This is a genomic window from Paenibacillus tuaregi (genome assembly GCF_900086655.1).
GTDB lineage: Bacteria > Bacillota > Bacilli > Paenibacillales > Paenibacillaceae > Fontibacillus > Fontibacillus tuaregi.
Window position 1 is genome coordinate 4,318,976 of the sequence record NZ_LT575476.1, and the last position, 22,345, is coordinate 4,341,320.

General features: G+C 48.7%; 20 protein-coding genes. 1 reads left to right on the forward strand and 19 read right to left on the reverse strand.

From position 1 onward, the window contains the following. Positions 1–99: 99 nt before the first annotated feature. The 11 genes from BN6628_RS19320 to BN6628_RS19370 all read right to left on the reverse strand — a co-directional run bounded on the left by BN6628_RS19320 (position 100) and on the right by BN6628_RS19370 (position 12,679). Complete coding sequence (locus BN6628_RS19320) at positions 100–1,059, reverse strand: 4-hydroxy-3-methylbut-2-enyl diphosphate reductase (protein WP_068619973.1); 960 nt, start codon at positions 1,057–1,059, stop codon at positions 100–102. A gap of 98 nt (positions 1,060–1,157) precedes the next feature. Beyond that, the gene (locus BN6628_RS19325) at positions 1,158–2,615 is read right to left on the reverse strand and encodes a sensor histidine kinase (RefSeq protein ID WP_068619974.1); all 1,458 of its coding nucleotides are present in this window, start codon (positions 2,613–2,615) and stop codon (positions 1,158–1,160) included. A gap of 2 nt (positions 2,616–2,617) precedes the next feature. Next, complete coding sequence (locus tag BN6628_RS19330; protein ID WP_068619975.1) at positions 2,618–3,307, reverse strand: response regulator transcription factor; 690 nt, start codon at positions 3,305–3,307, stop codon at positions 2,618–2,620. Positions 3,308–3,472: 165 nt separating this feature from the next. Beyond that, positions 3,473–5,095, reverse strand: a complete 1,623-nt coding sequence (locus BN6628_RS19335; protein ID WP_068619976.1) for a S1C family serine protease — start codon at positions 5,093–5,095, stop codon at positions 3,473–3,475. A 118-nt stretch (positions 5,096–5,213) separates the two neighbouring features. After that, positions 5,214–5,870 carry a response regulator gene (locus tag BN6628_RS19340; RefSeq protein WP_068619977.1) on the reverse strand — a complete coding sequence of 219 codons (657 nt, stop codon included), beginning with the start codon at positions 5,868–5,870 and terminating at the stop codon, positions 5,214–5,216. Next, positions 5,860–6,906, reverse strand: coding sequence for a HAMP domain-containing sensor histidine kinase (locus tag BN6628_RS19345; protein ID WP_187386147.1), 1,047 nt, complete (start codon positions 6,904–6,906; stop codon positions 5,860–5,862). The genes BN6628_RS19340 and BN6628_RS19345 overlap by 11 nt, the downstream gene beginning before the upstream one ends. 2 nt (positions 6,907–6,908) lie before the next feature. Continuing rightward, entirely contained in the window at positions 6,909–7,901 is a 993-nt protein-coding gene (gene liaF, locus BN6628_RS19350) for a cell wall-active antibiotics response protein LiaF (RefSeq protein WP_068619978.1), read from the reverse strand. Between the two features lie 203 nt (positions 7,902–8,104). Further along, the gene (locus tag BN6628_RS19355) at positions 8,105–8,383 is read right to left on the reverse strand and encodes a hypothetical protein (protein WP_068619979.1); all 279 of its coding nucleotides are present in this window, start codon (positions 8,381–8,383) and stop codon (positions 8,105–8,107) included. Positions 8,384–8,514: 131 nt separating this feature from the next. Continuing rightward, positions 8,515–9,333 (reverse strand): 3D domain-containing protein, encoded by an 819-nt coding sequence (locus BN6628_RS26970; RefSeq protein ID WP_392397647.1) that lies wholly within the window; start codon positions 9,331–9,333, stop codon positions 8,515–8,517. An 85-nt stretch (positions 9,334–9,418) separates the two neighbouring features. Beyond that, complete coding sequence (thrS, locus tag BN6628_RS19365) at positions 9,419–11,356, reverse strand: threonine--tRNA ligase (RefSeq protein WP_068619980.1); 1,938 nt, start codon at positions 11,354–11,356, stop codon at positions 9,419–9,421. A gap of 408 nt (positions 11,357–11,764) precedes the next feature. Continuing rightward, positions 11,765–12,679: a putative sporulation protein YtxC gene (locus tag BN6628_RS19370; protein ID WP_068619981.1), complete on the reverse strand. Its 915-nt coding sequence runs from the start codon at positions 12,677–12,679 to the stop codon at positions 11,765–11,767. Between the two features lie 353 nt (positions 12,680–13,032). On the opposite strand from BN6628_RS19370, the gene BN6628_RS19375 reads away from it, so the two are divergent. Then, positions 13,033–14,715, forward strand: coding sequence for an Ig-like domain-containing protein (locus tag BN6628_RS19375; RefSeq protein WP_068619982.1), 1,683 nt, complete (start codon positions 13,033–13,035; stop codon positions 14,713–14,715). Positions 14,716–14,793: 78 nt separating this feature from the next. On the opposite strand, the gene BN6628_RS19380 is transcribed toward BN6628_RS19375, so the two are convergent. The 8 genes from BN6628_RS19380 to tdc form a co-directional block, all read right to left on the reverse strand. After that, a complete protein-coding gene (locus tag BN6628_RS19380) occupies positions 14,794–15,126 on the reverse strand; it encodes a hypothetical protein (protein WP_068619983.1) in 333 nt (110 codons plus the stop codon). Between the two features lie 123 nt (positions 15,127–15,249). Then, the gene (locus BN6628_RS19385; protein WP_068619984.1) at positions 15,250–15,486 is read right to left on the reverse strand and encodes a hypothetical protein; all 237 of its coding nucleotides are present in this window, start codon (positions 15,484–15,486) and stop codon (positions 15,250–15,252) included. Between the two features lie 55 nt (positions 15,487–15,541). Beyond that, positions 15,542–15,691, reverse strand: a complete 150-nt coding sequence (locus BN6628_RS26180; RefSeq protein ID WP_157692487.1) for a hypothetical protein — start codon at positions 15,689–15,691, stop codon at positions 15,542–15,544. Positions 15,692–15,859: 168 nt separating this feature from the next. After that, complete coding sequence (locus BN6628_RS19390; RefSeq protein ID WP_068619985.1) at positions 15,860–17,110, reverse strand: S-layer homology domain-containing protein; 1,251 nt, start codon at positions 17,108–17,110, stop codon at positions 15,860–15,862. A gap of 494 nt (positions 17,111–17,604) precedes the next feature. Then, positions 17,605–17,916, reverse strand: a complete 312-nt coding sequence (locus BN6628_RS19395) for a YerC/YecD family TrpR-related protein (protein ID WP_068619986.1) — start codon at positions 17,914–17,916, stop codon at positions 17,605–17,607. Between the two features lie 164 nt (positions 17,917–18,080). Continuing rightward, complete coding sequence (gene nhaC, locus BN6628_RS19400) at positions 18,081–19,454, reverse strand: Na+/H+ antiporter NhaC (protein ID WP_068619987.1); 1,374 nt, start codon at positions 19,452–19,454, stop codon at positions 18,081–18,083. 71 nt (positions 19,455–19,525) lie between these two features. Further along, entirely contained in the window at positions 19,526–20,359 is an 834-nt protein-coding gene (gene pdxK / locus BN6628_RS19405) for a pyridoxine/pyridoxal/pyridoxamine kinase (protein ID WP_068619988.1), read from the reverse strand. An 83-nt stretch (positions 20,360–20,442) separates the two neighbouring features. After that, on the reverse strand, positions 20,443–22,308 hold the full coding sequence (tdc, locus tag BN6628_RS19410; protein WP_068619989.1) for a tyrosine decarboxylase: 1,866 nt from the start codon (positions 22,306–22,308) through the stop codon (positions 20,443–20,445). Positions 22,309–22,345 lie beyond the last annotated feature (37 nt).

The window sequence follows — 22,345 nt, forward strand, 5'->3', positions numbered from 1 at the left end:
CCAGGTAGCGGGACAGAGAAATTGCCGAGAACAGTATTAATCGTAAGAATTGAAATTCAAAAAAAGACGCCTGAATTCAGGCGTCTTGGCGTCTTCTGCTTAAGATGCTGGGGTTCCCGACTTCTCGCGAACCGGGGGAAGCAGCTTTTTCATATTGACTGTGCGTACAATCTCCCAAGTCTCTGGGCGGTCAGGATCATACTGTTCAAGATAGGCTATCACTTCCTTGGTGATCGGGGTCGGCGTAGACGCCCCGGAAGTAACTCCTACTTTATTCACACCTTCCAGCCATTCCCGCTTAAGCTCTGTCACATCCGCAATACGGTAGGCCGTGACACCAGCAATCTCCTCAGAGACCTGGGCTAAGCGGTTCGAGTTGTTGCTGCGGGGATCGCCGACCACAATGACCAAGTCGGTCTGACCCGCCTGTTCGGCCACGGCTTCCTGTCTGACCTGGGTAGCCAGGCAGATTTCGTTATGCACTTCAGCCCCAGGGAACTTCTCAACCAGCTTCTTCATAATGTGCTTGATGTCCCACTGGCTCATGGTCGTCTGGTTCGTAATAATAATCCGGTCTGAGTTCAGCTCCAGCGTATCAATCTCTTCCTCACGCTCAATCAAGTGCACATGCTCCGGTGCAATACCGATAGCTCCCTCGGGTTCAGGGTGCCCTTTCTTCCCGATATAGATAATCTCATACCCCTCAGCAACCTTCTCTTCAATCAGCACATGAGTCTTCGTCACATCCGGACAGGTTGCATCGACCGTAGTCAGACCCTTCTCTCTGGCCATCTTCCTGACTTCCGGAGATACCCCGTGAGCCGTAAAGATTACGGTGCCGGATTCCACCTGGTTTAGGATATCCAGACGGTTCGGACCATCCAGTGTAATAATTCCCTCATCTTCGAAAGAGGTGGTAACATGACTATTATGAACAATCATGCCCAGTATATAAATCGGACGCGGCAGATCGAGATTCTTGGCCGCCTGACGGGCCAAAACCATCGCGTCGACCACACCGTAACAGTAACCACGCGGCGAAATTTTGACGACTTCCATGGAATAATACCCCGCTTTCTTGGTTCTTTCAGCGGGACTCTATAAGCCCCTAGCTGCGAACCTTACACTCTACTTGTGACAAACACCTTTATTATACCTTATTGAAGCGGGGTCGGGAAGGCGGGCAGCCAGATCACAAACGCCGTCCCTTCCCCCTTGCGGGAGATGACTTCGACCGAGCCCCGGTGCTCGTCAATAATCCATTTGGCGATGGACAGCCCAAGCCCTGTCCCTTGAGTGACCCCTCTCGATGGGTCGGCACGGTAGAACCGCTCGAAGATGTGGGGAATATCCTTCTGATCCATGCCGATGCCTGTATCAGCGATCCGGATTCCAATCTGGCCGCCGACCCGCACGGCATCGATCACAACCTTGCCATAAGGCGTATATTTGAACGCATTCTCAATGAAAATGAACAGCATCTGCTGCAAATAGTCACGGTTGCCTTCCACATAAATGCCGTTAATCGCGGACAGGTCGCCCTGTATCCATGCGGCGGAACGCTTAAGGAACTGCGAACGCCGGATGACATCCTGCACAATCGGGGAGATGAGCAGCGGCTCCTTCGTAATAGTCTGCCCTGTATCCGCACGGGCCAGTGACAGCATGTCATTCACGAGCCGGCTCATCCGCTTGGCCTCATCCGCGATATCGCTAATCGCTTCCATGGACATGCTGCGCAGGGTCAGCTCATCCATCTTAAGCCGCCCTTCGGCTTCCTGATCCCAAGCCTTCTTAAGCAGATCCACATTGCCACGTATTGTGGTAAGCGGCGTCCGCAGCTCATGCGAGGCATCCGAAACGAACCGCCGCTGAGTTGCATAAGCCTCCTCCAATTCCTTATAGAATCGGTCAGTCCGTTCAAGCATCTGATTGACCGTACCAATCAACTGGCCGATCTCATCGTTCGGACCGTCATAGTCAATGCGGACACTGAGGTCATTCCCGGTCTGAATCTGGTTGGCGGCCTCAATTACTTTGCCAATCGGCATCATCGATTTCCGGGCTAGAAACAGACCCAACGTTGAAGCACAGACAACGGTAATGAAGAAACCGAAGATCAGAACCGTCTTCATCTGATCCAGCAACCGGTCTTCTGACATGGTGTTTACCGCCAGCGACAGTACTCCGATCGGCTGACTCGCAGTCTGAATCGGCACCTCAAATAAAATGAACGAATACCCGCCCTTATTAAAGACTGAAAATTTACCTCCGTCTACCAAAGTAGACTGTTTCGGAATCGGCAGGGTTAAATTGCGTTCTTGAAGATCCGGCGAAATACTTGTGATTCCGGTGCCATAATAACTGTAAATTTGCCAGTAAATATTATTATCCTTGAGCTTGGTAAGCTGGGGCAGCTCCAAACTTAGATTAAAGCTATCCAAATCCAAAATCCCATTCACATTCCGGATTTGATTGGCCTGCTCAACAATTTTCCTCTTAACCTCGGAATAAATGTTATAACGCACAAGTCCATAAATCGAAGCTCCGAACAGCACCAGAGTTACGGCCAGTATGCAGGTATACCATGCGGTCAGCCGCCATCTTATGGACATACTCAAGAATCTCCTCTCAGAATGTAACCGGCTCCGCGGATCGTCTGAATGACCCGCTTACCGCCCTGCTCCTCCGTCTTTTGTCTAAGCATGGCAATGTAGACCTCCAGCACATTTGATTCCCCACTGTAGTCATACCCCCAGATTTTGTCCATAATCAAGTCACGGGTCAAAAGACGCTTCGGATTCTGCATGAACAGATGCAGAAGCTCGAACTCTTTGGCTGTAAGCTCAAGCCTGCGTCCAGCTCTAATCACTTCTCTGGAATCGTAGTCCAGCACGATATCTTCAAAAACAAGGCGCTGGCTGTCGCCTTCAGCAGCACTTTCCTTACGGCGGAGCAGCGCCCTCACCCGGGCAAGCAGCTCCTCAAGCGCAAAAGGCTTCACCAAGTAATCATCCGCTCCAAGATCAAGCCCCTTCACCCGGTTCTCGACCTCATCCTTGGCCGTCAGCATCAGGATGGGCACACTACTCCCGCCCTCGCGAATCCGCCGGCAGACCTCAAAGCCATCCACCTGCGGCATCATGACATCCAGCACCACAAGATCAGGATCGGCCGAGAGCATCATTTGGAGTCCCTCGGCACCATTACTGGCGGAATAGACATCATACCCTTCAAAAGCCAAGCCGCGCCGCAGCATGGAAATAATTTTCTCATCATCATCAATAATCAATATCCCTGATCTCATGGTACCTCTCCTTTTTACAATTCGCCGCAACCTGCGGATCGATCCTGATTGTACATGTATTCACTATTTGTATTGTACCAAATTGAATGCCTGTATTTACAACAAGAAGCGGTAGGGATTCCCCTGCCGCTTCTGTATTCCTGCCTGATTATATACCCAGGCTCGTTACTCAAGATTCTGGAAGCTGTTCTTATCCCCAATCGTTACCGTTACATCCATCTTGCTGTCGTTACGGACAACACTCAGCTTCACCTTATCCCCAACCTTACGGGTCTGAATATAGGCGATCAGATCTTCCTTCGTGGCATAATTCTTACCGTCCGCCCCTGTAATGATGTCATAAGGACGAAGATCTGCGCTGTAAGCCGGCGACTTGTACACGATCTCAGACACTACAGAGCCTTCTTTGACATTGGTGCCCATCTGTTTGGCCACTTCCTCTGTCAAAGTCATCAGAGATGCCCCGATGAACGGAACCGGCTTCTTAGGGATGGCCTGATTGTTCTTCAGCTTATCCAATACTTCGTTAATGGTGCTTGTTGGAATCGCAAATCCGATACCTTGCGAGTTCTCGCTTACCGCCACGTTAATTCCGATAACCTCGCCTTTCAGGTTAAGCAGGGGTCCACCGGAGTTCCCCGGATTGATCGAGGCATCCGTCTGGAGCAAGTTCTCATACTTGCGGTCCTTCTCCCCATTCTCGCCAGCAATCGTGATTTGGCGTCCTTTGGAGCTGAGCACACCGGCTGTTACCGAGTGATCGAAGCCCTGCGGGTTACCAATGGCCACCAGCCATTCACCGACTTTGGTGTTGTTGGAGCTGCCCAGCGGGATCGAAGGAAAGTCGCTGCCTTCAATCTTGAGGACGGCAAGGTCGAGGTCGTAGCTTGTGCCAAGAACTTTAGCTTCATAAGGCTTATTCGTACCTTGTACGGTGACCTGTACCACATCCGCATTATGAACCACGTGCTCATTCGTTAGAATATATCCGGTTTTGTCGAAGATAAAGCCGGAACCCAAGCCTGTTGGAACGAGCTGATTTCCGGAAGACCCGGAACCAGAACCGGAGCCAGAGCCCGAACCGCCGGAACCATAAGGATCATTGCCCTGGCCGCCGCCGCCAAACAGGCTGTCATCTCCGCCGAAGAAAAATTGATTGAACGGGTCTGTACTGCTTCCACGGCTCTGCTTGCTGGATTTCACCAGCGTTTCGATCTTAACCACTGCCGGTCCCGCATGATCCACCACATCACTGACATCTCCGGGGTTGGTCATTGGGAAGATGGCCTGGGTTGTTTTATTGGAAGATGTGCTGCTCTCCGATTGTTCCCCGTTAGAGCCGCTAGAATAAGAGACCGCAGGGGCAGCTGCCTGGTCTGAGGTGAACAGATTCTCCTTATCGGCAAATACCATCGCGCCGGTAAGGATCAACATGCCGGCCAGGGCACCCGCAATGACGGATTTTATAGAAGACTTCGGCTTGCCGTTATACTGCCAGTTTCCCCCGCCGCCTTTGCCACCTCCGGATGCTCCACCGCCGCCTCCGTCATTCGAAGGCCGTATATCATAGGAGGTTAAGAGGGGTCTGACCGGCTGTGGAGGTGTGACTTCAACACGCTCCGGTTCCTGGGACAGCTCTCTTCCCGCCTCCCTTTGACTATCTTGACCGTAAGACTGAAAAGGACCATAGGAATAATATGATGAACCGGAATCTGATGGCTTCTGCTCCCGCTGATCTGCCGCGTCGTCTCCAAAGTTATTTCCGGGTTTACTTCTTTGTTCGTCCATTGTTGTTATCCTCCTTATCCCATGTCCACAAGGGATCTTGTTTACTTGTTCTTATTGTGTACTATAAACCTTAAACGTACCTTAAAAACAATTAAAAAGGAGATAAACCTTTATGGCTCTAAGAAACCCATCCCTGGCGGTGTGCATAGATGGCAAGCTGTGTGCGGTCTTCCAGCTCACATTTCATTAATAGATTGCTGACATGGGTCTTGACCGTTTTGATGCTGATATGAAGCTCTTCCCCAATGTCCTTGTTTGTCTTTCCCTCCGCAATGAGAAGAAGCACCTCTTTCTCCCGCTCGGTCAAGCCGGATTCGTCATTTTGTACAGTGCGCTGCCGCAGTCCCCTGGTCAGAGCCTGGGCCACATCCCCGGTCATCACCGGCATCCCCCGGTAGGCTCCCTGCAGGGCATAGATGAGCTCTTCCGCAGAAACAGTCTTCAGCACATAGCTGACCGCCCCGGCTTCAATCGCCTTGACGACCAGATCATCTTCAAGAAAGCTGGTTAGGATAACAATCTTCAAGTGTGGGAAACGCTCCAGCACAGCCTGGGTTGCCTCAGCTCCGTTCATCACCGGCATCATCAGGTCCATCAAAATAATATCCGGCATGCCATCATCGCCAGCATGGCTTAGGTAATCAACCGCCTGCTGACCATCGCCCGCCTCCGCAATCACTTGAAACTTGGGCTCCAGCATCAGATACGTTTTCAGCCCCATGCGGACCATATCATGGTCATCCACAATCATGACTTTTATTGTCTCATTGCTCATGCTCATCGCTCTCTTCCCGTTCTTCAAATTTAGGAATATGTACACGTATTGTTGTTCCAGCCCCTGGTTTGCTGATAACTTCCACATGGCCTCCCAGCTTCTCTGCCCGCTCGCGCATGGTCGTCAGCCCGTAAGAGCCCTGCTTCTGGTAAGTGGAACTGAAGCCCTGCCCATCGTCGCTGATGCTCAGCATCACCTGCCGCGGACCCTCGCGCAAGGACAAGCTGACCATATTGGCTCCGGCATGTTTGACGATATTGGCCATCGCTTCCTGGATGATCAGGAACAACTGGTGCTCTTTCGCTTCAGACAGCTGGCCCGGGATGTCGAGTTCCTTCATTCCCTTCAGGTTATTCTGCCTGCAATAATCCGGGAACCACTGATCCAGCGCTTCAGCCAAAGTCTTGCCGACCAGCTCCATAGGTCTAAGCTGGGCAATAAGCGCCCTCATCTGTTTCTGAGCGATGTTGGACATCTGGATTAGCTGGTCCATAACTATGGTGGCTTGGTCTTCATTAATTTTCAGAACCTTAGGCAGTGAAGATGCCGCCATATGAATCGCAAAAAGCTGCTGGCTGACCGTATCATGAAGATCCCTTGCCAGTCGCCGCCGCTCTTCGAGCACGGCCTTCTCCGAGGCCTGCTCCTTCTCGATGACCTCCTGCTCGCCAAGCTGCTGCAGCAGCTGCATCTTCTTTTCCACAGCCGCCATCATCGTATTGAACTCCATATACAGGCCAGCGAACGTCTGGTCCACCGTGCCTGGGAGCCTGACATGCAAATTGCCCTTGGCCACCTGGAGCATACCCAAATGCAGCGCATCAATCCGGCGCTGAATTCTCTGCCCCGCTAAATAGCCTATAATGACTGAAAACACCACAATCCCCACCACGTAGTAAATCCACATGCGGGGAGTCGTAATGACGATATATCCGGAAGACTTGCCGACATAGAGAGCTGCCGCTGACAAGCAGCCTGTCAGCAGAAAGTAAAACAGCAGCTCCCATTTTGTGCTTCTTAGATTCCGCAGGATCATGATCAGCCCACCATATTCACACGGACATCACCGACAAATACGCTGACCACCAGCTTCACCTTGCGGCTGGCCTCCATGTAGTGCGGGGAGCTGGACTGTACGTTGCTCATAAACCCGCCCTGCTTCTCATTAAGCACCTTCATATCGCCAATGCAAGAGCTGGAGCTTACGGTAATGGCCACATCCATTTCATCCGGCATAAAGACCTTCACATCCCCGATAAACGCGGACACATTGATTTGAGTCTCGCCGTAAGGAATTTGGGCTTTCGTGAGGTCAATCACGGTATCCCCGATAAAATGCGAAATATTTGTCGGCTTCAGCTCGAAGTAATCCTGCCCGATATGCACGTCTCCGATAAAGCCGGATTTGTTGATTTTCTCCTTATCCCGGAAAGGATCACTGTAGTCATAATGACGAGGTCTTTCCTTATAACCCCACCCTTCCTTCTGTGGACCCGAATGCGAGTGCGAATGCGAATGCGAATCCGATTGCGGACCCGGCTGCGGCCCGAATTTCTCCCCGAACGCTTCATCCAGGCTTGATTTCATTTCAGGATGAAAGCTGCTGTCCATAGGGGGATATGGCGGCTGAGGAGGGAATGGAGGTTCCGGAGGATACGGTGGCTCCTGATATTTTCTCCGTCTGGAATGGCTTCTAGGTTTGAACAGAATATAAACACCTACAAGAATCAATGCCGCTGGAGCGAAGAACCGGAAGAATTCCCCCGGGGACATATCAATTAAATCCAAATTCCTGCCGAGGAAGAAGACTCCGACCACAGTCAGAATTAACCCGCCAAATGCGCTGGACCCATAACGCCTTCCATTAAAGACCTGTGTTAGTCCGCCCAATATCAAGAATACAGGCCAAAACGTTGAAAAGATGTACCCGATACTAATATCGGTATACCCCAGTTGGTTCAGCAGAAACAAACCACCGATCCCAATCAATATCAGCCCGCCTAGGTATCTGCCAAAAGATCCTTTACCCATAATTACGCCTCCAAATTCTGAACAATCTTTAGCTTGACTCCAGTTTACAACATCACAGGATTCATGCAACAGAGACGCGGGGTTGAAGTTTGTCTCAGTCTCAAGACCGAGAGGTGTGGATTTATTTTCCATTTTATATATCTATATATATAAAAGAAGCTGCCCCATCTTAACGATGGGACAGCTCTTCTGCTCTGCATCCACTAGCTGTTGCGGCGGCTGCGGCTTTGACGTGAGGAATTTACTGAGTTATTAGCAAGAGAACCGAGCTTGTTGCTCTCATTCTCCACCGCAAATTCAGCGTTAAACTTCTCGTCAGGTGTTTGGAAATTTGTGTGAGTTTGACCTTCAGCATGAGAAGCTCTAGCCTTCTGGGCTACTTGGTTCGGAGTGTCAGACTCCGCAAATTCCGCATTGTATTTCTCATTCGGCGTAAGGGAACGTCCTTGACCACCCATGTTACCTTGGTTATTTCTTGGCATTCGTGTCACCTCCCTGTGATGAGTGCGGGGTATTTTACTACCCAAAGGTAGTATGGATGTTCAGAAGGGACATTATGCACAATGCAAAAAGGCCCCTGCCGGTTCCTCAGCCGGCAGAAGCCCCCATTTAGTTATACCGATTCTTCCCATACATCCGGCGGCACCTGCTTGCTCACCTGCATCGCCCGCCCAAGTTCCTTAAGCATCGCCTCAGTCAGCTTGCCGCGTCCATGCTTTATCACCTGAACCTCCACTTTCTTCTTGCCCCATTCCTTGTAGACCTGCTTGGTGGTGGAGAAGTACAGGTCAATCTTCTTCCCCTTGATCGCCGAGCCTTTGTCCGCCACAACTCCGTACCCATATCCCGGAATGTAGAGGATGGTCCCTAGTGGGAACAATCTTAAATCAGCAGCAATGGTGGAGACGGTAGATTTGTCCCTGCGTACCTTAACACCGGAATACGTAATTCCATATTGCGGGTGATTCTTCTTCTTTCCAGTCGATTCATAGCCAGCTGTATATCCCGTCGCTATGACTGACACAGTCCGGAGCACCTTGCCGTCACTCGGAGCCGCCAGAACGGCGGATGAAGGATTCACCCGCTCCTGGGCAGCTGACGATCCCCGAGCTTTGCTGCCTGGAATCTCTTTCTCTCTCAGCCGTCCCGGTATTGACGGAAGAGCATCCCAATTCGTCCGCTTCGGCTGCAGCATCCGGTTAGCAGACTTGGTAACGGTTGTTTCCTTTTTGACGAAGCTTGGTTTACGGCCCTGTTCAGCAAGATACTGTTGTTCCGTATACTCAAGCACCTTGCTGATGAATCGTTCGAACAAAGATAGCGGCTTATTCTCTTGTGCATATATCGTGCTGTCAGGCAGTAATAGACTCCATGTAATCAAAGTGAGCATGAAGGTAAACCCGATCTTTTTCCAAATATAAATATGGCGCATATGAAAACCCTCCCCTTATTCGAGAGGTTCTCCACATGCGCCGCATTTTATACTTCAATTGATGAAATGGAATCTATTTAATTCGTTAGATCACGTGGTTGCGGATCTCTTCCTGCAGCAAGGCTACAGTCTCATCAATCGTCTTCGCTCCGATATCCCCTTCGCCGCGTTTGCGGACCGACACGGATGCGCTGTTCTTCTCATTCTCACCCACAATGAACATATATGGAACTTTCTCAAGCTGGGCTTCGCGAATCTTGTAGCCAAGCTTCTCGTTGCGCAGATCTGCTTCCACACGGATGCCGGCCGCCTGAAGCTTCTCAATAACTTCGCTGGCATAGTCGTCAAATGCGCCAGATACCGGAATCACTTTAGCTTGGACCGGGGACAGCCACAGCGGCAGGGAGCCCGCAAAGTTCTCCAGCAGGAATGCAGTCATACGCTCCATGGTACTGATAATTCCGCGGTGGATAACGACTGGACGGTGTTTCTGACCGTCATCGCCCACATACTCAAGCTCGAAACGCTCTGGAAGCAGGAAGTCCAGCTGTACGGTGGACAAAGTCTCTTCCTTGCCAAGCGCCGTCTTGATCTGCACGTCCAGCTTAGGACCGTAGAACGCAGCTTCGCCTTCGGCTTCGAAGAACGGAATGTCCAGGGATTCCACAACCTCACGCAGCATCCGCTGGGACATCTCCCACATCTCGTCATTCTGGAAGTACTTCTCAGTATCCTGAGGATCACGATAAGACAGACGGAAACGGTAGTCTCTAATGCCGAAGTCGTCATACACGTGCTGGATCAGACGGATGACACGCGCGAACTCGTCTTTGATCTGATCAGGGCGGCAGAAAATATGCGCATCATTCAGGGTCATCGCCCGAACCCGGTGCAGACCCGTTAAAGCGCCCGACATTTCGTAGCGGTGCATCAGGCCAAGCTCGGCGATCCGAACCGGAAGATCGCGGTAGGAGCGCATATCACTCTTATACACCATCATATGGTGAGGACAGTTCATCGGACGAAGCACAAGCTCCTCATTATCCAGCACCATCTTAGGGAACATATCCTCCTGGTAGTGCTCCCAGTGGCCGGAGGTTTTGTACAGCTCCACATTTCCCATAACAGGTGTATATACGTGCTGGTAGCCAAGCCGCTCTTCCAGGTCTACGATATACCGCTCAAGCGTACGGCGCAGCTTCGCCCCGTTCGGCAGCCAAATCGGAAGGCCTTGTCCGACCAGATTAGAGAAGGTGAATATCTTAAGCTCCTTCCCAAGCTTGCGATGATCCCTCTTCTTGGCTTCCTCCAGCATATGCAGGTGGTTGTCGAGCTCCGCTTTCTTCACAAATGCGGTACCGTAAATCCGCTGCAGCATCTTGTTCTTGCTGTTCCCGCGCCAATAAGCGCCTGCCACGCTAAGCAGCTTGAATACTTTGATTTTGCCGGTTGAAGGGACATGCGGTCCGCGGCAGAGATCGAAGAATTCGCCTTGATCGTAAATCGTGATGATGCTGTCCTCTGGAAGATCACGGATCAGCTCCAGCTTGTACGGATCTTCAAGCTCCGTAAAAATATCCAGCGCTTCCTGGCGGCTGACCTCACGGCGGGTAATCGGCAGATTCTCGCCCACGATACGCTCCATTTCCTTCTCAATCTTCTGCAAATCCTCTGGATTCAGAGGATGCTCCAAGTCCATGTCATAATAGAAGCCGTCTTCGATCACCGGCCCGATGCCCAGCTTCACTTCCTTATTGCCAAATAGACGCTTAACCGCCTGAGCCAGCAAGTGGGCTGAGCTGTGGCGCATCATTTCCAGCCCATCTGGAGAATCCAAGGTGATAATCTCAACCTGAGCGCCTTCCTCAAGCTTGGTGTTCAAATCGACAACGATGCCGTTAAGCTTCCCGCCTACCGCATTCTTGCGGAGGCCGCTGCTGATGGAAGCCGCCACATCTTCAAAAGTGCTGCCTTCTGCATACTCCCGGACAGAGCCGTCCGGTAATTTAATAGATACTGCCATGATCTTATTCCTCCTCAAATATGGTCCGTCTGTTCAGGAAACGGACAACAAAAAACACCCGTCCCAACAAAGGGACGAGTGTGTATTTACCCGTGGTTCCACCCTAATTCGACTCATGCTGAATCTGCTGTTACAGCTTAAGTCCTTCATTAGCATTCGGTAACGGAAATGATCCGGCGGTTCTTACTTCTATCTTCACATACATCGGAAGGTTCGGAGCCGCAGCTACAAAGGGGTAGAATAAAGCCCGATCCGGAGGAAATTTCAGCCGAGGTTCCTCTCTCTGCACGTTCGTTCTGCTTCACTCCATGTCTTTGTCATGGCTGTTGTTAACCTAAATTCTTCAAATATTATAGCGTTTGGTATACTTTCGAGTCAAGCTGTTGTAATCGGTTTTAGGTGTTTCATTCACTTGTTCAGGGCAGACTTCCCCCGCTTCCGGCTTCCATCCAGAAAAGCTTTGCAGCGCGGACAGTCTTCGCACAGCTGGGTCCGCTCACCAAAGATCTGCCGGATAGTGGAGATGATCTGGACTTCAGGATCACGTGTATGGATGATGATCCTTCCAGGTGACAGCGAGATCAAGGAGCTGACAATCACATCCTCGAGCTCGAGCTCGTGATCGGCGATTCTGGCTATAACCCCTTCTGCTGCCGCTGCTTTCAGGGGCAGCATCTGGCCGTCAAAGATCGCAAAGTCACTGCCGCCGGTATGCATCAGATTGACAACATCGATCTGTGATTCCTGGAAGTGCACAAAATATTTTAACAAGCCAATAAACTCTTCATACTGCTTATCCAGCAGATACTCATCGACTACATAATCCACGGTTTCCCGTAGCTGCTGGGTGTACTCCTGCATCCGGAAAGCTATCAGCCCGTCAATATGAAGCTCTTGGTGTTCTTCAAGGAATTTGCGGATATGCTGCGCAAGCTGACCGATCCGCCGCTCTCTGACCTCCTCTTCGTTAGGATTCAGCAAGCTTAATGCAGACTGCTCAATATGCCGGCGGTCCTCCTCCTCGGGAAAGTCATATTCCCGGATGATCAACCGCCTCACGATTCCTGGCTCCCGCTCCGATACGATGTATTCCGCGATGGCTAGGGACAGCTTCTCCCGGATTGCAATCGAGCGCTTGGCAAAGCTGTAGGAGGTTGTGTCCCCTTCAAAGACGGCCTGCACCACACTGCCGTCCGTGACAAAACGCAGGCTGTACCCCGATTTATCTCTATGTAAAGCTGTAAATTTACGCCGGATATGACGGTAAAAGCGTTCCGCATCCTTTCTGCTGCCGGCTTCCGCCGAGACCACACAAAACTCCATGCGCTTACCCCCTTCCCTTTCTTCTCCAAAGTATATGGTGAGACCGAAACAGATATACGGGAGGAGCCTATGGAAAAGAATGCGAGGTATTCACGAATTAGACTTGTACTCCAAAACTCCCATTTGAGGGGATTTTAGCCTTTGATGCTCTTGGCCAAGCCACGGAAATCCTGGATTTTTGATCAAAAATTACTATTTTTATCTACTATGTAAATATCTACAATTAAGTTGTGGATATATAAGTTGCACTATTCATTTACAAAGGCAGGCAGCCGTATGAAATGTTCCTTAAGGTCGCTGTAATTCTTAAGTTCAACTTATATATCTATTAATTTATGTTTAGGAGTGATCGCATGAAATTAGTACGCGGAGCTGTTGGAAAGTGGAAAATGAAAACTGCTGCCGGGCTCGTTGCCCTAAGTCTATTGCTCCCTTGGAATGCCACTCATACTTATGCAACCAGTGCAGCCGAACCTTCCATCGCTTGGACCGTCCAGCAGACTACGGAAGGAACGCCTAGAGAAGCAGTACATACTCAAGATGGTGGCTTTGCCCTGCTACAGGTGACTAAGACCGGATACAATCTTACCAAGACAAATGATCAAGGCACCATCCTCTGGTCACGCTCCATAACTCCAGAGCTGCCTCCGGTTCAGAACTTTGAAAGGTATCTGTCCAGTGAGGCCTATCTTCAGGAAACACCGGATGGCAGACTTGTTATTTTTGGTGCCAATGACTGGTATAAAATAACGGAATTCTTCACAATCACAACGAATTCAGACGGAAGCTCCCCAAGCACCAAGATCTTGTCCTCGAACCGGTACGGCAAACTGACAAGTGCAAAGGTTACACCTGACGGAGGTTATATTCTAACAGCAGATGTCGAGAGAAATATGAAACAAGTTATCACCGTTAAGAAATTCAACTCAGCAGCGGAATTATTTTGGGAGAAATACATTTCATATAATCAGCTAGGTAATATTCATCAATTGCAAGTAACGGATGACGGGTACCTGCTGAGTGGTTACAGTAAAGGAGATTTCAATGAGCCGCGCAATTGGACTCTCACCAAGCTGGGCCCAAGCGGAGAAGAACTATGGAACCGGAGCAATCCGGAGTTGTTTCCACCACACAGCCGGACCATTGAAGGTCCCGATCATAACTTGATTAATGTCCGTGTACAAGGTGACACCCTCCAGGCAGCCAAGATTTCTCCAGACCTTCAGGTGGTATGGACCAAGGACATTCTTGATGGAAAAGAAATTACAGTGGAGGATGTCCAGTTCTCTGCCAATGGGCAGCTGCTTATCGGAGGGAATATTCAAACAGATCTTAATGTGAGTGATGAATACGTTGCTCAGCTCGGTGGGGATGGAAGCTTGGGATGGTTCAAAAACATCGGCGAAGCTCCAGCGGAGGAGAAACTAAAACAACTGCTGCCGCTAGCAAACGGGGATTTGGCCACGTATGGAACCAAGGATCAATCCGGATATCTGGTGAAGCTGTCCAGGCAGGGGAATTCCGATCCACAAGATCAGCTTAGTCTCGACTCCAGTGAATACAGTCTGATCCCTGGAGATTCACTGGATGTAAGACTGGCACTGCAAGGTCCGGGGGGAAGTTCAGAAGACATTACATCAAAGGGCAGCTACTACATCGAAGATCCTCAAATCGCCACGGTGGATACGGCTGGCAATATTACTGGGATCAAACCGGGACAGACAAAGCTTACCGCCACCTATCAAGGCTTGAACGTAAGCTCTACGGTGGTTGTATATCGTACTGTTGTTCAAGACCTGAAGTTGGATTCTGAAGAGTACAGCCTTTTGCCCGGGCAGACACTGGATGTTCATTTGACGGTGAACGAAAAGGGAAAAATCAAGGAGGTTACCTCCAAAGGAACATTCCGTACAGATAACGCCAAGGTTGCCGTAGTGGACAGTGAAGGTAATCTTACGGCAGTTGGACACGGGGAGACCGTGCTGACTGCGACCTATCAGGGAGCTGAGATTCAAGCCAAGGTGACCGTGTATTGATGATTGGGAAGGGGGCCGTCCTGTGGGAACGGCCCCCTGATTTGTATCCATATTAAGTGGATGAATAAGAAGATTCACTTATTTATTCATATTGACTGAGGGTACGTAACTTTGAGCTGGCTCTAGCATGATCTCAATGGTCCCCGTATTCTGGTTCCATTTCATACTCCCACCCAGAGATTTGGCTAGCTCTTGAGCAGAGTTGTATCTGCGCCCCCGGAAAATAATCCCACCCTCATCTGCTGTGGTATAATCCACCCTCGAACCGTTGATTGTCAGTAGGGCTTTATTATTCTGGTCGATGTTCTTGTTATGAATCGTACTGACAATATGGACTACAGTGCCAACCACTACAATGGCCAAGCATGTGCCGATCAACCCAAGCAGCCTTTGGATTAGCCGATTGTTCATGCACACCGTTCCTCCCGAAGCTAGTAATCTCACTTTAATATTATACCAGTAACCCGATTGAGGATGGTAACAAAATGGAGACAGCACCATTCTTCAGATTAAACGAATGACCATAAGGAGTTATTATTTCTTGACCTTCTTAAAAGTAGCGTGTCTATTAATGGAAGCTCCGTCTGACACTTTGACCTGGTTAAGCGTTCCATTATAGGTTGTTAAGTCAAGCTGGATGTCTGTGAAGCCCTCGTACTCTACATTCTTGGCAATTTCTTTAAGACGGTTATTGGTGAACCAATCGTCATAAATGATATAGTCCTTATTCTTGTCATAGCTGATGATCTTGAATTTGAAGCGGGCCATCATAAAGAAGTTCCCTTCTCCCATAGAAGCCGTGGATGGCTCGGAAGATTAGTTGTTCTTATCGCATGACCCAGGGATCTTTAGAAGCATCATTCTTCTCTTGTTCGATAGCTGGTGTACTTGAAGCCGTGGCGATAAGTGAAGTAGTTCCTATGGATGCAGTTACAAATGACAAAACGGCAAGGGATGTTATAACAAATTTTTTCATCTTCTCTCCTCTTTCCATGCTTATTTGTAAGGATACTGGGGTTGATAGTCCCATTTCTAGCACCTTAAATAACAGGACCTATTAACTATATTCGGGGACGTATTAGCATAGAAAATTCGAAAAAATTGTCGTATTTTTATATTTATACATTTCTCAGACACCAATATTTCATTTAGGAATGTAAAACGAAAAGGTTTTTCCATTAATCCCGATATTAGCCCCATTATCCACAATTTCATCTACATAAAATTTATTTATTGTACTAACTGTCCAGTATGTTTTCTCTATACCCTTCTTAAAAAAATGTTCTTTAGATATCATTCCGTAATCTGGAAGTACAGTAAGTCCATATTTACTAATTGTTCCACTCTTGAAACCTGGAAGCTGCAAGTATTCTTTTGATGAAGCGTTCAAATAAGTATCCGCATCCATATTTGCTACATTTGAATTCAAGGATGCCTCTACAAATACCTGATAATTCTTTTCGTTAATATGTGAACGATACTCATAATTTTGATCTAAAAACATTTTTCCATATAAATTCTTAATATTCCCCAAATCGTTTGCATTTGCAATAATGAAATGATTTAGTCGTATGCTCCCAACATTGCTCCTCAACTTATAAGGTTGATTTCTAATTCTTGAAAAGTTGGCTTCAATTCCATCAAGATCAACCCCATACTTATACCCCATACTAATCACATTCGTCCCTGTCAGCCCCACTTCACGGAACTCCTTCAAATCCTGGAACGCATCCGGTTTCTTGTCTTGGATCGACTCAAATCTTCGCAGGATCACCGCGGCCTCTGCCCGGGTGGTTGTCTGGTTTGGAGCGAATCGGCCATCCGGGTAACCGGTCATTAAATGGGTACCCATAGCCACGGATACATAAGGATAGTCTTCCTTATTCAAACCGCCCTTGTAGTACTCGGCCACCGGCACAAGCGTATCTGCAGTATCCGACAGCGCCTTCTTGAAATCTTCGTCCTTGGCTGCAAGGCCGGAAGATACCCACTTGGCCAGCTCTCTACGAGTCAGCGGCGTATCTGGATTGAAGCCATTCGGATAATCCGATGGCAGAATAAATCCTTTACTTACCGCCGTGTTCACTTCATTCTGGCTCCAGCCTGGAATGCTGCTGAATCCAGTCTCTCCTTTATCCTCTGTATTGTTGGAGGCCCTAGCTAATATGGCTGCGAACTCCGCTCGGCTGATTGTTGCGTTCGGGTTAAATTTACTGTTCGTGTCGCCTTTCATGTACCCTTTGGCGGCCACATATTCAATATCCGACTTAGCCCAAGCGGGCAGGCTGTCTTTGAAGGCTGCTGTGCCTTCAGCCGCTGCTCTGGCTGTAACTCCGAATGCACCACTTAGAGTCACAACACTTGCAAATAATGCAACTGCTAGCTTTTTACTCATAGAACCTCATCCTCTCAAGTTGTACCTTCTGTTAAATTCATCCTTCCAAATGACTACGCCACCCCTATCTATAGTCCCGTACGTACCTGGGCGAATAAGAAATACAGGAATATTATACTAGTACGGATTTGAAAAATTTGTCGTTTTGTGTTGAATTAAGAACTAATTCCTAATAGGACTTTCACTTTCCCTTGAGGAACCGAGTCTATAAATTTGAGGTATGCATAGAGTGTGATTCATGCTGAACAGGAGCTACCCATAAGCAGCTCCTGTTTGGTGTGTTATTTATTTTTCGCCTATGTTAAAAACGCTAGTCCCCTAATCTCCATTGGTTTATTACTTTACTCTGACATCCGCATACTAAATATGCACCGCCCATTCCAGCCTCCAAAACATCCTCCACCGACTATCTGGAGAACATGCTTGGTTACTCGAAAGAGGAGTGCATAATTGTTGTAAACCCATATCTCATATCTATCTGGTATTTCAAAGAGTTACTCGGAGCTAGAGTCTCCCTGTTCCTGCATTCGTCTGAAAATAACATCATAACTATCGTTCCCGTGATATAACGAACGTTTGACACGCGAGATGGTAGCCGAGCTTGCACTCGCCTCCTCCTCGATCTCGCAATACGTTTTATGGTTATACAGCATTTTTGCTACCTGGAAACGCTGCATTAATGTTTTGATCTCGTTGACCGTACATAGATCGTCAAAGAAAGCATAACATTCCTCAATTGACTCTAAGGTTAGAATCCCCTGGAAAAAGTCATCCAGCGCATTTCCTTTCAGTTCATTAATTAGCATAGTGATAGCCTCCCCCGATGGTGACTGTTCTTCGTACATTATAAATACAATATTGCTTACTTACTATGACTTATTCTTATATAGATAACGATCTATATTTAAGAAAGGCCCGGCACACAAAGGCAAACACCGAAGGACTGCTTTTCCATGCCGGACAGAAAAGCTCAGCTTGGTTGATACACCTTGTGCGGCTTCAGGAATCCGTACAGGATGTTGAGGACCGGAGCGGCAATGCAAAAGATTGCAAATGGTAAGTATTCGAGCGTTGAAACTCCCAAGGTTCCGGTGATGAATACACCGCTAACCCCCCAAGGAATAAGAGCGTTAAAGGCAGCGCCCGCATTGGCGACAATCCTCGACATATCTCTTCGCGGAAGATGAATCTTATCGAACTGAGGCTTAAACGCTTCTCCCGGTAAAATTATGGACAAATATTGCTCCCCGAGGAGAAGATTAATTCCCATGGAGCTTACGGCTGTCATTAGTATGAGTTTACCCTCGGTACTTACAAAATCAGAAATTCGGGCGATTAAGGTGCCGATAATTCTCAATTCAACAAGCAATCCGCCGAGTGCCAGTGCAAGCAGAATCAACGATACCGACCACATCATGCTTTGGATGCCGCCGCGGGAGAGCAGCTTGTCCACGCTGTTTACGCCGGTGCCCGACACATAACCATCCTGCATCAGCTTGGATAATTCGAGGAAGCTGGTGTGAGGATGATACATAAATAGAACCCCAATAGTACAGGCGATGCATAGCAGTAACGTAGGTATAGCGGGAACTTTCCGCCAAGCACAAAGAAATAGGACCAGTACCGGAATGAGTGTAACAGGTGAAATGACAAAGGAAGATTTCAAAGTGTTCACCAACTCATGAATCTGATCACCTGTGGACAAGACATTTGAATGCCCAGCAACAATAAAGAACAGAAGCGAGATTAGAGCGGCTGGAGCAACAACCCGTAAAATATACCGGATATGCGCAAATAAATCAACTTCGGCAATCGCCGATGCCAAGTTGGTGGTGTCGGACAGCGGGGAAATATTGTTCCCGAGAAATGCGCCGGAGATGATGGCGCCTGTGGTAATCGCCGGATCATAACCCATGATCTGTCCCATGCCGAAAAAAGCAATGCCCACTGTAGATATCGTGGTAAAAGAACTGCCTACCGTAACCCCTACAAGCGCACAAATGACGAACACAGAAGGTAAGAAAAATTGGGCCGACAATATGCCGAATCCATATACCATAATGGTAGGAATCGTTCCGGCTGCAATCCACACGCTGACCAAAGCCCCAATAAGCATAAAGATCAGGATGGGGATGAGTCCGGGGGTAATCCCATTTTGAAGGCCTTTGTGAATCCGATCCCAGGAAAACCCTTTGATTTTAGCAAAGACAATAATCACGCCAAGGGAAATAAGAATAGGGATTTGCGGGTCCATGCCCATAACGATAATGCAAACTCCGATAATCGCTAACAACACCACTAAGAGAAACAGACTTTCTTTAAGTGTTACCTCTTCTTTTTTCATAAGCCGAACTCCTTATCTGCAATGACACTGTGTCATTCCTAAATCACAATAGCGGGGCCAGATACATGCTGTTACGAGTTCAGTCGCTGCTCAGCCTTATTGTAGGCACCATGCCATACCGGCCCCACAAAAGAATTGAAAGCAAATCCATTCTTAATCCCTTCAGTTACGAATGCCTTTGCTCTGGCAACGGCGTCTATTACCGTCAAACCCTTGGCAAGACCAGCCGTAATAGCAGCGGCAAATGTGCACCCTGCTCCATGGTTATAACTTGTCTCCAGTTTGGTTTCCTTGAATAGAGTAAACTCGGAACCATCGAACAGGAGATCCATAGCCTGGTCACCTTCAACAGACTTCCCGCCTTTGATCACGACATGCTTCGCGCCAAGCTCATAAATGATCCGGGCAGCTTCTTTCATGTCCTTCAACGTGCTGATGCTGCGCATTCCCGCCAACTGCCCCGCTTCAAATAAATTTGGGGTAACCACGGTTGCCCGAGGAACAAGAAGCTTGCGAATAGCTGCTCCATTCTCAGGCTGAAGGACTTCGTTCTCCCCTTTGCACACCATCACGGGATCGATTACAATGTTTGGAATTGCGTGCTTGTCGATCGTTTCACTCAGCAATTCTATAATTTCAATGGAACCCAGCATGCCGGTCTTCATGGCATCCAGGGAACTTCCAGAAAGTACGGTTTTCAGCTGCTGTTCGACCTGATAGGTATTTACCGGATAGACGGCATGATTCCAGCCCTGATCAGGGTCCATGGTGACAATAGAGGTAATTGCAGTTAAACCGAATGTCCCATATTCCTGAAAAGTCTTCAGATCTGCCTGCAGTCCTGCTCCTCCGCTCGAATCCGAACCCGCAACGGTCAAAACCCTTTTAATCGCTTTGTCTGCCATTTTCGGTGCTCCTTGTGAGTAATTGGAGTACGTAAGGCAGCAGCAACCTGCTGCCTTATGCACCCGCTAATGTTATGAGTTGATTATTCGTTCATCGCGTGAGTCAGATTTTCCTGAATAGCTTCCTCCAGCTCGGCTGCATAGTAATCGAACACCTCTGGATCATGAGCATATGGGGACAATGCACATGCGCGGAGGATCGTTACCTTCTCAACACGCTCCCATTCTTCCTTAGTGAATCCCAGACTCTGTACGTACTCCAGCGGGCTGTTGCCATAATCCGGGATAGCAAAGTCAGTATGTGACGTAAAGAACTTGTTGCCGTACAGATCGCCCTTCACATAAGAGGAATAATCGAAGAAGTCATGGTTCAGCTTGTTCGTTACCTCCAGGTCCGTATTTCCTTCCACATTGAACACATAGTCAACCATGTTGAAATCCGGCTTGGCCAGTGGATAAGCAGTAATGGTTTTACCGTTCACATTGAACTTCTTGCCCTTCAAGAAGTTGTAGAAGCGGAATGCGCCCTCGATGCTGGCCCCCATCAATTTGCCGTATCCGGTCACGTTCAGCGGCAATACTCTGTGAGCAGTCCACACTGCAGCTGCGGTAGCGCCTGCTTTGGAGCCTTCCATGATGTAAGCGCCGAGCAGTGCCGGAATGTCTGCACCTTTCTCGAATACGTAAGTGGCAAAGTAGGAAATCGCATCACGCATGCGGATATCTCTGATGACGATGGCGCCTGCGGCGTAAGGGATGTAGCCCATTTTGTGCGGGTCAATCGTAATCGATTCCACTTGGCTCATGGCTTTGAAGGCGTTGTATACGTCATCGGTAAGCCATTGTTCCTTCAGCTTCATATCTGTGAACACATGATTTCTTTCGTACACTTCGTCAATTTGGTCATAATCAATGAACTGATCATTTTCGTCTAGGAAAATGGACCGGGCATATCCGCCGTAAGCCGCATCAACGTGAATATAGAAGTAAATGCCTTCTCTTCTCAGCTTCTCGCGCAGAGCTACGATTTTGTGAATATGGTCGATCTGGCCTTCTTCTGTACTTCCGACAACACCTACGACTCCAAGTACCGGAATATGCTGAGCAGCCAACTCGCGGATTCTAGCTTCCAGCTTGGCAATATCCATGTGATAGCTGCTGTCGACATCCACGGCTTCAACGGCATCCAGGCCTACACCGAGAACATCCCCTGCCTTCAGCCAGGAATAGTGTTTCGTTTGCGGAATGAGCCATTTGCCCAATTTCGGAAGATGGTAACCGCCGCGAGCGGATCTCGATTTAATTTCGTCCAGCTTCTCAGGGAGCTGGTCCATGATATCCAGAATCTCTTCCGTTGACATGTTCAGGAGCTCCCACTCGGATTTTCCTTGTACATACTCAGGAGCAATCTCACGAATGGCCAGCGGCAGGGATTTCATGTTGCGGGCGTACCACAGTCCTTCAAAGTTGGCGATTGAACCGTCGGCACAAATATGCCCCCAGCTTGCGCCGGCTTTGTAGCTCATCATTTTGCACAATTGATGTCCGACTTCCTCTTCCATTTGTGAGGTGCCCGGGGACGATTCATAAGCTACGTTATTGCCGTTCCATAACATCGCAGCCGAATAAGCGATAATTGCCGGCATCAGGGTCTCGGAATTCATATGGCCCCAGAAGCGTCCAGCGGTATGCCATGGCATAGATTGTGAACGCAGCTTGCAGGATAGTTCATTAAATACGCTGCGCATATGATTCGAGGTATCTTGGAAGCTTTGTTTGCTTTTATCAAAAGGCGTGATCACCGGCATGTCCTTGGTTTGGTAATTTTGGCGCCAGCCCACGTGCTCGTCCACCATCTTAAGCAGCACTTCTTTGAAGAGATCCACGTTCTCCCCTTTATGTCCTAGGAACAAAGCTTTCAGGTCGATTTCTGGAATTTGATAACTCATGTTAAGTCCTCCTGTTGAACGTGTATGGTGTAAGTAA

Excerpts from the sequence above, each read along its gene's own strand:
- BN6628_RS19320 (WP_068619973.1), bottom strand. The coding sequence starts at position 1,059 with ATGGAAGTCGTCAAAATTTCGCCGCGTGGTTACTGTTACGGTGTGGTC.
- BN6628_RS19325 (WP_068619974.1), bottom strand. The coding sequence starts at position 2,615 with ATGTCCATAAGATGGCGGCTGACCGCATGGTATACCTGCATACTGGCC.
- BN6628_RS19330 (WP_068619975.1), bottom strand. The coding sequence starts at position 3,307 with ATGAGATCAGGGATATTGATTATTGATGATGATGAGAAAATTATTTCC.
- BN6628_RS19335 (WP_068619976.1), bottom strand. The coding sequence starts at position 5,095 with ATGGACGAACAAAGAAGTAAACCCGGAAATAACTTTGGAGACGACGCG.
- BN6628_RS19340 (WP_068619977.1), bottom strand. The coding sequence starts at position 5,870 with ATGAGCAATGAGACAATAAAAGTCATGATTGTGGATGACCATGATATG.
- BN6628_RS19345 (WP_187386147.1), bottom strand. The coding sequence starts at position 6,906 with ATGATCCTGCGGAATCTAAGAAGCACAAAATGGGAGCTGCTGTTTTAC.
- liaF (WP_068619978.1), bottom strand. The coding sequence starts at position 7,901 with ATGGGTAAAGGATCTTTTGGCAGATACCTAGGCGGGCTGATATTGATT.
- BN6628_RS19355 (WP_068619979.1), bottom strand. The coding sequence starts at position 8,383 with ATGCCAAGAAATAACCAAGGTAACATGGGTGGTCAAGGACGTTCCCTT.
- BN6628_RS26970 (WP_392397647.1), bottom strand. The coding sequence starts at position 9,333 with ATGCGCCATATTTATATTTGGAAAAAGATCGGGTTTACCTTCATGCTC.
- thrS (WP_068619980.1), bottom strand. The coding sequence starts at position 11,356 with ATGGCAGTATCTATTAAATTACCGGACGGCTCTGTCCGGGAGTATGCA.
- BN6628_RS19370 (WP_068619981.1), bottom strand. The coding sequence starts at position 12,679 with ATGGAGTTTTGTGTGGTCTCGGCGGAAGCCGGCAGCAGAAAGGATGCG.
- BN6628_RS19375 (WP_068619982.1), top strand. The coding sequence starts at position 13,033 with ATGAAATTAGTACGCGGAGCTGTTGGAAAGTGGAAAATGAAAACTGCT.
- BN6628_RS19380 (WP_068619983.1), bottom strand. The coding sequence starts at position 15,126 with ATGAACAATCGGCTAATCCAAAGGCTGCTTGGGTTGATCGGCACATGC.
- BN6628_RS19385 (WP_068619984.1), bottom strand. The coding sequence starts at position 15,486 with ATGATGGCCCGCTTCAAATTCAAGATCATCAGCTATGACAAGAATAAG.
- BN6628_RS26180 (WP_157692487.1), bottom strand. The coding sequence starts at position 15,691 with ATGAAAAAATTTGTTATAACATCCCTTGCCGTTTTGTCATTTGTAACT.
- BN6628_RS19390 (WP_068619985.1), bottom strand. The coding sequence starts at position 17,110 with ATGAGTAAAAAGCTAGCAGTTGCATTATTTGCAAGTGTTGTGACTCTA.
- BN6628_RS19395 (WP_068619986.1), bottom strand. The coding sequence starts at position 17,916 with ATGCTAATTAATGAACTGAAAGGAAATGCGCTGGATGACTTTTTCCAG.
- nhaC (WP_068619987.1), bottom strand. The coding sequence starts at position 19,454 with ATGAAAAAAGAAGAGGTAACACTTAAAGAAAGTCTGTTTCTCTTAGTG.
- pdxK (WP_068619988.1), bottom strand. The coding sequence starts at position 20,359 with ATGGCAGACAAAGCGATTAAAAGGGTTTTGACCGTTGCGGGTTCGGAT.
- tdc (WP_068619989.1), bottom strand. The coding sequence starts at position 22,308 with ATGAGTTATCAAATTCCAGAAATCGACCTGAAAGCTTTGTTCCTAGGA.